Genomic DNA, 9,931 nt, shown 5'->3' on the forward strand with positions numbered 1-9,931 from the left:
AGCGCCGCTTCCAGCGCGAGGCTCAGGCAGCCTGCTTGGTCTCCCAGAAGATCTTGTCGATCTGGGCGATGTAGTCCAGCAGCTCCTGGCCGTCCTTGGGGTCGACCGAGGACTTGGTGCCGCCGGGGCCGCCACCGGCCTTCTTGGTGGCCTTGTTGAACAGCTCGTGCAGCTCCGGGTACTTCTCGAAGTGCGGCGGCTTGAAGTAGTCCGTCCACAGCACCCAGAGGTGGTGCTTCACGAGGTCGGAGCGCTGCTCCTTGATCTCGATGGCCCGCTCGCGGAAGACCGGGTCGTCGTTGCCCTGGTACTTCTCCTGGATGGCCTTGACCGACTCGGCCTCGATGCGCGCCTGGGCAGGGTCGTACACGCCGCAGGGGAGGTCGCAGTGCGCGGTGGCCTCCAGCCGCGGGCGGAGAATGCGGGACAGCCGCATGGGTCCTCCCTGGTGGTGATCGTTCTGGCGTGCCCGACCCTACTCCCGGGGGCGGGGGGCCAGCAGGCCGGAAGGTGTGGTGGGACGGGTGTTCCGGACACGGGTCACAGGGCATCACCGCGGGTGGCGCGCGGTGACGGTCCGCGGTCCCTCCATGTCCACCGCCCTGTCCGACGACGACGTCGTGCTGGCCCGGTTCGGCCGGTCCGCCCGGCCGGGTGACGTGGTCCTGGTGCGCTGGCCGGCGCGGCCCGACCAGCTGTCGGTGAAGCGCGCGGTGCGGCCCGAGGGCGCGCTGTGGTGGGTGGAGGGCGACAACCCGTTCGGTTCCACCGACTCCCGCACGCTCGGCCCGGCCGAGGTCGTGGCCGTCGTCACGCGGCGGTTGTGGCCCCGGCCCCGGCGCCTCTGAGGTACGGTCGTCAGCCAGTACCCGACAGCCGATCCCTCGCATCACCCCGCCGCATCCCGCGGGGCCGCGGCGAGGGGGCCGTCCGGCACCGATCCGGCGAGACCCTGCCCCCGGTGCACGGCGAGTAGGGACGCGCGCGAGCGTCCACCGCACCCGTACCGGAGTCCTGCCATGACCGTTTCCCCGGAGCGCACCCTGTCCTCGGACCTGTCCACGTCCGCCCCGACCCGCGAGGAGATCTTCGCCTCGCACGAGGGCGGCAAGCTGGCCACCGGGCTGTCCGCGCCGCTGCGCGACGCCCGCGACCTGGCCATCGCCTACACCCCGGGTGTGGCCGAGGTGAGCCGCGCGATCGCTGCCGAGCCCGCGCTGGCCCGTCGCTACACCTGGACCGACCGGCTGGTCGCGGTGGTCAGCGACGGCACCGCCGTCCTCGGCCTCGGCGACATCGGCCCGCGCGCGTCGCTGCCGGTGATGGAGGGCAAGTCCGCGCTGTTCAAGACCTTCGGCGAGCTCGACTCGATCCCGCTGGTCCTGGACACCACGGACGTCGACGAGATCGTCGAGACCCTCGTCCGGCTGCGGCCGAGCTTCGGCGCGGTCAACCTCGAGGACGTCTCGGCGCCGCGCTGCTTCGAACTGGAGCGCAAGCTCGTCGAGGCCCTGGACTGCCCGGTCATGCACGACGACCAGCACGGCACCGCGATCGTGCTGCTCGCCGCGCTGCAGGGCGCCTGCGCCGCCACCGCGCGGGACCTGCGCAGCCTCAAGGTCGTGATCTCCGGCGCGGGCGCCGCGGGCGTGGCGTGCGCACGCATCCTGCTGGCCGGCGGGGCGTCCGACGTGGTCGTCCTCGACTCCCGGGGGATCATCGACACCGCCCGCGGCGGGGAGAAGGGCACGCTCGCGGCCGAGACCAACCCCCGCCGGGTCACCGGCGGCCTGGCCGACGCGCTGCGCGGCGCCGACGTGTTCGTCGGGCTCTCCAGCGCCACCCTGCCCGAGGAGGTCCTGGCCACGATGGCGCCGGACTCCTTTGTGTTCGCGCTGTCCAACCCGGACCCGGAGGTCCACCCGGAGATCGCCGCGCGGTACGCCGCGGTCGTCGCCACCGGGCGCAGCGACTTCCCGAACCAGATCAACAACGTGCTGGCCTTCCCCGGGGTGTTCCGCGGGGCGCTCGACGCCGGCGCCCGCCGGATCACCGAGGGCATGAAGCTGGCAGCCGCGAACGCGATCTTCTCGGTGGCCGCCGACGACCTCGCGGCCGACCGGATCGTGCCCAGCCCGTTCGACCCGCGGGTCGCGCCCGAGGTGGCGGCCGCCGTGGCCGAGGCCGCCCGCCGCGACCCGGCCGCCGGTGTCACGGAGGGTGATCGCCGATAGGGGTCCTACCTGGCGTTCTTCCTCCGCTCGGTCGACCTGATCACGGAGAGTGTAGGCAAGTGCCGTAACTCACTCGGGTCGGAGTAGTCCGTTCGAGCGGTGTCCCCGGATCGAGTGGAGCAGTCGCTCGTTGTGCTCCGTGACGGGGCCTCCCGGGCCCCGGAACACACGGCGAGCACGTGGGGGGCGCGGGTGAGCGGCTTCGGAGGGCGCGGCGAGGCGGCGGACGAGCCTGCCCGGTCGGGCGTCCCCGACGGGGCCGACCCGGACCCGGTCGAGGACGGGTACGGCGTCGACCCGTCGGACGGGCGGCACCCCGGACCGGGCGGCACCGACCTGCCCGGCCCGGTGCGCCGGCTCGACCGCCGGCGGGCGGACAACGTCGCGCCGCGGCCCGAGCAGGCCCGTTTCGCCGACCGCCTCGCCCGGGCGATCTCCGCGCCGTCCGGCGGCCAGGTGCCGGGCCAGACCCGCCGCCCGGCGTCGGGCTCGCTCGGCCGCTCCCTGGCCGAGCGCGAGGAGCCGGGCGAGCCCGAGGTGCGCACCGATCCCGGCGCGGTGCAGCTCGTCGCCCCGCCTGAGCAGATCAGCGGCCCGCACGCGCTCCCGCTCGAACCGGGGACGACCGACCCCGGCGGCTTGCCGTCGGTGCCGCCCGCCCTGCGGGACGTCGCCTTCGGCACCGCGGCCCTGCCGCCGTCGGCCCTGTTCGGCGAGAGGATCGACGTCGTGCCGCTGCCGGCAGCGCCCGCCGTGGTGTGCGACGGCGCGGACCGGATCCTCCGGGTCAACGACGCCTTCCTGCAGCTCGCGGGCCGGCCGGCGGACCCGCTGGGCGTGCGGCTGGACCGGCTGCTCGACGGGCCCGACGCCGACGCCCGCCTGCGGCGCGCGGACGGCACCACGGTCCGGGTGCGCGCGGTCCGCTGGGACCTGCCGGGCGACCTGCACACCGTCGTCCTCGTCGAGCTGGGCGAGCGGGACCGCGGCGACCGGCGCTGGACCGCCGAGCTGGAGCGGCTGGCCCGTGTCGGCACCTGGACGTTCGAGCTGGCCACGGCCACCTTCCGGCGGAGCGCCTCGCTCGAGGAGCTGTACCGGGACGTCGGCGTGGTCCCGGACGGTCCGCACGGGCCGGTCGAGGGCGAGCAGGTGGCCGCGCTCTGCCGGGCGCTGCGCACCGGCTCGGGGCCGACCGACCACCACGTCGAGCTGCGGCTGCCGGGCGACCGGGTGCTCAGCTGCCGGGCCGGCGTGGAGCGTGGTCCCGACGGCCTGCCCGTCCGGCTGGCCGGGATGGTGCGCGACGTGACCGCGCAGCGGCTCGCCGAGGGCGGCCGCCACTCCGCGCGGCGCTTCGCCGACCTGCTCTCCACGGTGCCCGACGGCGTGGGCCTGTTCGACGCCGCCGGCCGGCTCGCCGACGCCAACGAGGCCTTCTGCGCGCTGCTCGGCCGGCCGCTGGCGGAGCTGCGCGGCCGCACCGCGCTCGACCTGACCGCCGACGCCGAGCCGCAGCCCGACGCCGCGCCGGCGATGCTGCCCGGCTGGCTGCGCCGCATCCCCACCGGTGGCGGGCACGGCTACCGGCTCTCGGCCGTCACCCTGCTGCGGGGCGACGGGACCCGGGTGACCGTCGCGCTCGCGGTCACCGCCTCGACGTCCGACGACGGGGACCCGTTCTGGCTGGTCGTGGCCACCGAGATCGCCCCGGCGGCGCCGTCGCGCGAGGCGGGCACCGCCGTCGATCTCCTGACCCGGCTGCCGAACCGCGCGGCCGCGCTCGACCTCGTCGCCGACCTGCTCGCCGGGCCGGACGGGCACCGGGTCGCCGTGGTCTGCGGCGACCTCGACGACTTCGCCCGCGTCAACTCCTCCCTCGGCCACGAGGCGGGCGACGAGCTGCTGGTCACCACGGCCACCCGGCTGCGCCGGCAGCTGCCCGTCGGCTGCACGCCGGCCCGGCTGGCCGGGGACGAGTTCGTCGTGATCTGCGCCGACCACGACCTGACCGGCGGGCCCGAGGCCCTGGCGCGCACCGTCGCCGAGCTCATGGGCGGCACGCTGAGCGTGCACGGGCGGCCGGTGCAGCTCACCGCCACCGTCGGCGTCGCGACGCCGGACGCCCGGCCGGACGGACCCGTCGAGGCCGGCGACCTGCTCCGGTTCGCCGAGCTCGCGATGCACGAGGCCAAGCGCACGGACCGGGGCGGGGTCGCCACCGCGTCGCCGACCGTCGTGGGGTCGGCCGACCGGCAGCTCGAGATCGAGGGCGAGCTGCGCGCCGCGCTGACCGAGGACCGGCTGGCGCTGCAGTACCAGCCCGTCGTCGGGCCGGACGGCTGGGTGGTCTCCGCGGAGGCGCTGGTCCGCTGGCCGCACCCGGAGCGCGGGATGATCCCGCCGGGCGACTTCCTGCCGGTCGCCGAGCGCGCCGGCATGCTGCGCGACCTCGACCTGTGGGTGCTGCGGACCGCGGTCAACGAGGCCGCGACCTGGCCCGGGCGCGCCGCGGTGGCCGTGAACCTCGCCGGCCTGCTGCCCAGCGAGCCGGGGTTCCTCGACGAGGTGACCCGGATCGTCTCCGCCTCCGGCCTGCCCTGGGACCGGCTGATCCTCGAGCTCGTGGAGACCAGCCTGGTCGCGCTGCCCCGGGCGGCGCGGGACGTCATGGCCGAGCTCACCGCGCGCGGCGTCCGGTTCGCCGTCGACGACTTCGGCACCGGCTACTCCTCGCTGGCCCGGCTCAAGGAGCTGCCCACCCAGACGGTGAAGGTGGACCGGGCGTTCGTCACCGGGGTGGGGTCCGACCCGGCGGACTTCGCGGTCGCCCGGGCCGTCGTCGACATGGCCCGCGCGATGGGCCGGACCACGGTGGCCGAGGGGGTCGAGACGGCCGAGCAGTTCCACGTGCTCCGCGGCCTCGGCGTCGACGCCTACCAGGGCTGGCTGTTCTCCCGGCCGCTGCCGCCGCAGGACCTGCACCGGGTGCTCGCGGACGGCAGGCTGCCGACCCCCGCCCGGTCCGTGGGAGCCTGAGCGCCGAATGACCGGACGGGTCGCGGGGCGGTCACACTTGGTCATCCGGCTCGCTCCTGTCGGTGCCTCCGGATAGCCTCGTCGCACCATGGCGGCCGGAAGGCGGGCGCCGGGACGAGGGGAAACCCCGCGTGATCGAGTTCCGCGGCGTGACGAAGCGGTTCCCGGACGGGACCGTCGCGGTCGACGGGCTGGACCTGACGGTGGAGGCCGGGAAGGTGACCGTCTTCGTCGGGCCGTCCGGCTGTGGCAAGACCACGTCGCTCCGGATGATCAACAGGATGGTCGCACCGACCGAGGGCACGGTCACCGTCGACGGGCGGGACGTGATGGCCGGCGACCCCGCGGAGCTGCGCCGCGGTATCGGCTACGTGATCCAGCAGGCCGGGCTGTTCCCGCACAAGACGATCCGGGACAACATCGCCACCGTCCCGCTGCTGCTCGGCTGGAACAAGCGCAGGGCGCGGGCGCGGGCGGACGAGCTGATGGAGGTCGTGGGCCTGGCGCCGGAGATGGCCGCCCGCTACCCGGCCCAGCTGTCCGGCGGTCAGCAGCAGCGCGTCGGCGTGGCCCGCGCGCTGGCCGCGGACCCGCCCGTGCTGCTGATGGACGAGCCGTTCAGCGCGGTCGACCCGGTGGTGCGGGAGAGCCTGCAGGAGGAGCTGCTGCGGCTGCAGGGGGAGCTGGGCAAGACGATCGTGTTCGTCACCCACGACATCGACGAGGCCGTGAAGCTCGGCGACAAGGTCGCGGTGTTCCGCACCGGCGGCGTCCTCGCGCAGTACGACGAGCCGGGTGTCCTGCTCGACCGCCCGGCGGACGGGTTCGTCGACGGGTTCGTCGGCCGCGACCGCGGCTACCGCAAGCTGGGCTTCCTGTCCGACGAGCTGCCGCTCACCGAGCTGCCCACCGTGCGCGTCGGCGACTCCGCGCCCGAGGGCTGGTCGCTCGTCGCCGACGCGGACGGTCGCCCGGTCGGCTGGGTGAGCGGCGAGGGGACGGTCGAGCAGTCGGCCGTCCTGCCGGGCGGGTCGCTCTACGAGGTCGGGTCGGGCTCGCTGCGCAGCGCGCTCGACGCCGCGCTGTCCTCGCCGTCGGGCCGCGGGGTCGCGGTCGACGGGGACGGTCGCGTCGCGGGCGCGCTGAGCGCCGACGACGTGCTGAGGGCGCTCGCCGCCTCCCGGGCGGACGAGGCGGCCTGATGGTCTGGGACTGGATCCCACGCAATCTCGGCATGCTCGGCGAGCTCCTCGGCGAGCACGTGGTCCTCGCGCTGGTCCCGGTGCTGATCGGGCTGGTGCTCGCCGTCCCGATCGGCTGGGCCGCCGCCGGGAACCGGGCGCTGCGCACGGTGCTCGTGCCCGCGGCCAGCGTGCTCTACACGATCCCGTCGCTGGCGCTGTTCATCGTGCTGCCGGCGATCATCGGCACCCGCATCCTCGACCCGCTCAACGTCGTCGTCGCGCTCACGATCTACACCGTCGCCCTGCTGGTCCGCTCGGTGGCCGACGCGCTCGGCGCCGTCCCGTCGCTGGTCGTCGCCGCGGCCACCGCGATGGGGTACCGGCCGGGCCGGCGGTTCGTGTCGGTCGAGCTGCCGCTGGCGGTGCCCGTGCTGATCGCGGGGCTGCGGGTCGCCGCGGTGTCGAACATCAGCCTCGTGTCGGTCGGCGCGCTGATCGGCGTCGGCGGGCTGGGGCAGCTGTTCACCGAGGGCTACCAGCGCAACTTCCCGCTGGAGATCGTCACCGGCATCGTGCTGATCCTGCTGCTGGCGCTGGTCGTCGACGGGATGCTCGTCCTGATCGGGCGGGTCAGCACGCCCTGGACCCGGGCGGGGGCGAACGCGTGAACGCCCTCTTCTCCTGGCTCGCCGACCCGGCGCACTGGAGCGGGCCCGCCGGCATCCCGGCCCGGCTCGTCGAGCACCTCTGGTACTCGATCCTCGCCCTGGCGCTCGGCGCCGTGGTGGCCCTGCCGATCGGGGCGCTCGTCGGACACTCGCGCAAGGGCGGCTTCCTGATCGTCGGCACCGCCAACGGGCTGCGCGCGCTGCCCGAGCTCGGCCTGCTGACCCTGCTCGTGCTGCTGATGGGGATCGGGCTGCTCCCGGTCACCCTCGCGCTCGCCGTGCTCGCGGTCCCGCCGCTGCTGGCCGGCGCCTACTCCGGCGTGCGCAACGTCGACCCCGGCGCGGTCGACGCGGCGCGCGGCATGGGGATGCGCGAGTGGCAGGTGCTGACCAAGGTCGAGCTGCCCAACGCGCTCCCGCTGATCCTCGGCGGGTTCCGCAGCGCGGCGCTGCAGGTCATCGCGACCGCCGCCGTCGCCGCGTACGTGAGCTTCGGCGGCCTCGGCCGCTTCCTGATCGACGGGCTGCGCACCCGCGAGTACCCGCAGATGGCGGCAGGCGCGGTCCTGGTGGCCGTCCTCGCGCTCGTCGTCGAGGGGCTGCTCGCGCTGCTGCAGCGCGCCGTCGTCTCGCCCGGGCTCCGCGGCGGCGGCCGCCGCTCGCCCACCGCCACCGTCGGGCGCCCCGCGCCGGGCCCCGGTTCCGCGCACCCCGATCCCGTCCCCACCCGAGAGCCCGCAGGAGCAGAACCGTGAAACTCGCCCGTCCCCTCACCCTCGTCGCCGCCGGTGCGGCCCTGGTCCTCGGGCTGACCGCCTGCGGTGGCGGCGGGGGCTCGAACGACCCGCTGGCGTCGGGCAACAGCCAGGCCCCGGCCGCGTCGGACACCATCCGCATCGGTTCCGCGGACTTCCCGGAGAACCAGGTGCTCGCCGAGATCTACGCCCAGTCCCTCGAGGCCAAGGGCGTGAAGGTCGAGCGGAACTTCAACATCGGCAGCCGCGAGGTCTACTTCCCGGCGCTCACCGACGGGTCGATCGACCTCATCCCGGACTACACCGGCGTGCTGCTGCAGTACATCAACAAGAACGCCACCGAGACCGAGGGCGACGCCGTCTACGCGGCCCTGCAGAAGGCCGTCCCGGCGCCGCTCACGGTGCTCGACAAGGCGGCGGCCGAGAACAAGGACGCCGTCGTCGTCACCGGCGAGTACGCCCAGCAGAACAACCTGAAGAACATCGGCGACCTCGCCCCGATCGCCGGCCAGGCGTCGTTCGGCGGCCCGTCCGAGTTCCAGACCCGGCCGGACGGGATCCCCGGCATCGAGAAGACCTACGGCGTGAAGTTCAAGGAGTTCAAGGCGCTCGACACCGGCGGCCCGCTGACCGTCGCCGCGCTCAAGGACGGCACCGTCCAGGCGGCCGACCTGTTCACCACCGACCCGACCATCGAGGACAGCGGGTTCGTGGTGCTCGGCGACCCGGACAACAACTTCGCAGCCCAGAACGTCGTGCCGCTGATCAACTCGAGCAAGGCCAACGACACGGTCAAGCAGGCGCTCAACGCCGTCCAGGCCAAGCTGACGACCGAGGGCCTCATCGAGCTCAACCGCACCCTCAACGGCGCGGACAAGCCCGACGTCGGCACGGTCGCCAAGAACTGGCTCGCGCAGCAGGGGCTCTGACGATGACGGCCGGCACCGTCGCCGCCCTGTACCGCTACCCGGTCAAGTCGATGCTGGGCGAGCCGGTCGCGGAGATCGCGGTCGGCCCGCTCGGCGTCGCCGGGGACCGCCGGTTCGCGCTCCTCGACGAGGAGACCGGCCGGGTGGCCACGGCCAAGCACCCGCGGCGCTGGCGGCAGCTGCTGCAGTGCCGCTCCGCCACCGCGTCGGGCGGCGTGCGGGTCACCCTGCCGGACGGACGTTCGCTCGACGCCTCGGAGGCGGACGACGAGCTGTCCGCGCTGCTCGGGCGGCGGGTCCGGATGTCGGGGAAGCGTCCCGAGGGCGCCGAGGTCGAGCGGCCGGACCCGGTCGACGTGCTCGCCGAGGGGGTCGACGCCGAGGTGGACTACGCGATCCTCGAGATCGCGCAGGGCACCCCGGGCGGCGCCTTCGTCGACCACTCGCCGGTGCACCTGATCACCACCGCCACGCTCGACGCCATCGGCGTCGGCGCGGCGGAGGCGATCCGCTACCGACCCAACGTCGTCATCCACACCCCCGAGGGGTATCCGCCCTTCGCGGAGAACGACTGGCCGGGCACCGAGATCACCCTCGGCGAGGTGCGCCTGCGCGCCACCCTGCCCACCCCGCGCTGCTCGGTCCCGACCCTGGAGCACGGCTCGCTCGGCCGCGCTCCCGACGCGGTCCGCCCCCTCCTCGACCACCGGGTCGAGGTCCCCGGCTTCGGCCTCCTGCCCTGTGCAGGGGTGTACGCCGAGGTCGTGCAGGGTGGGACGGTTCGCGCGGGGGACGAGGTGAGGGTGGGGGAGTAAGTCCGCTACCCCGCCTGCCGGGCTCGATGTGATGGAGCTCGGTGCAGCGGGGCTCGGCGTCGCGGGCTTCGGCTCGGGTGCGTCGTGACAGGCGGCCGGTGCGCCCGTCTCCCCCTCGGCACACCCGCTCGTGCGTCCCGCAGGTCGTCGACGGGTGTGAGGAGCCGCCGGGGAGGGTTGTGCGCGGGCCGAGGCGGGTGTGCGACCGGAGTGAACCGCCCCGGGTCTGGTGGAGGCTCTGAACCCACGGAAGGGTCGGAGCTATGGCAGCGCCGAGGAAGTACCCGGACCAGATGCGGGAGCAGTC

The 9,931-nt window shown here is 74.7% G+C and carries 9 protein-coding genes; 8 read left to right on the top strand and 1 reads right to left on the bottom strand.

The genetic code is table 11. The features are described from left to right. Positions 1–22: 22 nt before the first annotated feature. Positions 23–436, bottom strand: coding sequence for a superoxide dismutase, Ni (gene sodN, locus PKE99_RS31325; protein WP_037051713.1), 414 nt, complete (start codon positions 434–436; stop codon positions 23–25). An 88-nt stretch (positions 437–524) separates the two neighbouring features. On the opposite strand from sodN, the gene PKE99_RS31330 reads away from it, so the two are divergent. The 8 genes from PKE99_RS31330 (at position 525) to PKE99_RS31365 (ending at position 9,624) form a co-directional block, all read left to right on the top strand. Continuing rightward, positions 525–848, top strand: coding sequence for a S26 family signal peptidase (locus PKE99_RS31330; protein WP_269323052.1), 324 nt, complete (start codon positions 525–527; stop codon positions 846–848). Positions 849–1,019: 171 nt separating this feature from the next. Next, entirely contained in the window at positions 1,020–2,234 is a 1,215-nt protein-coding gene (locus PKE99_RS31335) for an NAD(P)-dependent malic enzyme (RefSeq protein ID WP_037051710.1), read from the top strand. Between the two features lie 192 nt (positions 2,235–2,426). Continuing rightward, positions 2,427–5,273 carry a GGDEF domain-containing phosphodiesterase gene (locus tag PKE99_RS31340; RefSeq protein WP_051738095.1) on the top strand — a complete coding sequence of 949 codons (2,847 nt, stop codon included), beginning with the start codon at positions 2,427–2,429 and terminating at the stop codon, positions 5,271–5,273. A 131-nt stretch (positions 5,274–5,404) separates the two neighbouring features. After that, the gene (locus PKE99_RS31345) at positions 5,405–6,475 is read left to right on the top strand and encodes an ABC transporter ATP-binding protein (RefSeq protein WP_037051708.1); all 1,071 of its coding nucleotides are present in this window, start codon (positions 5,405–5,407) and stop codon (positions 6,473–6,475) included. Then, positions 6,475–7,125, top strand: a complete 651-nt coding sequence (locus PKE99_RS31350) for an ABC transporter permease (RefSeq protein WP_037051706.1) — start codon at positions 6,475–6,477, stop codon at positions 7,123–7,125. Before PKE99_RS31345 ends, PKE99_RS31350 begins: the two co-directional genes overlap by 1 nt. Then, entirely contained in the window at positions 7,122–7,880 is a 759-nt protein-coding gene (locus tag PKE99_RS31355; RefSeq protein ID WP_063739863.1) for an ABC transporter permease, read from the top strand. Before PKE99_RS31350 ends, PKE99_RS31355 begins: the two co-directional genes overlap by 4 nt. Continuing rightward, on the top strand, positions 7,877–8,809 hold the full coding sequence (locus PKE99_RS31360) for an ABC transporter substrate-binding protein (RefSeq protein ID WP_037051705.1): 933 nt from the start codon (positions 7,877–7,879) through the stop codon (positions 8,807–8,809). The genes PKE99_RS31355 and PKE99_RS31360 overlap by 4 nt, the downstream gene beginning before the upstream one ends. A 2-nt stretch (positions 8,810–8,811) precedes the next feature. Further along, a complete protein-coding gene (locus tag PKE99_RS31365; RefSeq protein ID WP_156068027.1) occupies positions 8,812–9,624 on the top strand; it encodes an MOSC domain-containing protein in 813 nt (270 codons plus the stop codon). The last annotated feature ends 307 nt before the right edge of the window (positions 9,625–9,931 follow it).

Source organism: Pseudonocardia halophobica, from assembly GCF_027922425.1.
Classification (GTDB): Bacteria; Actinomycetota; Actinomycetes; order Mycobacteriales; family Pseudonocardiaceae; genus Pseudonocardia; species Pseudonocardia halophobica.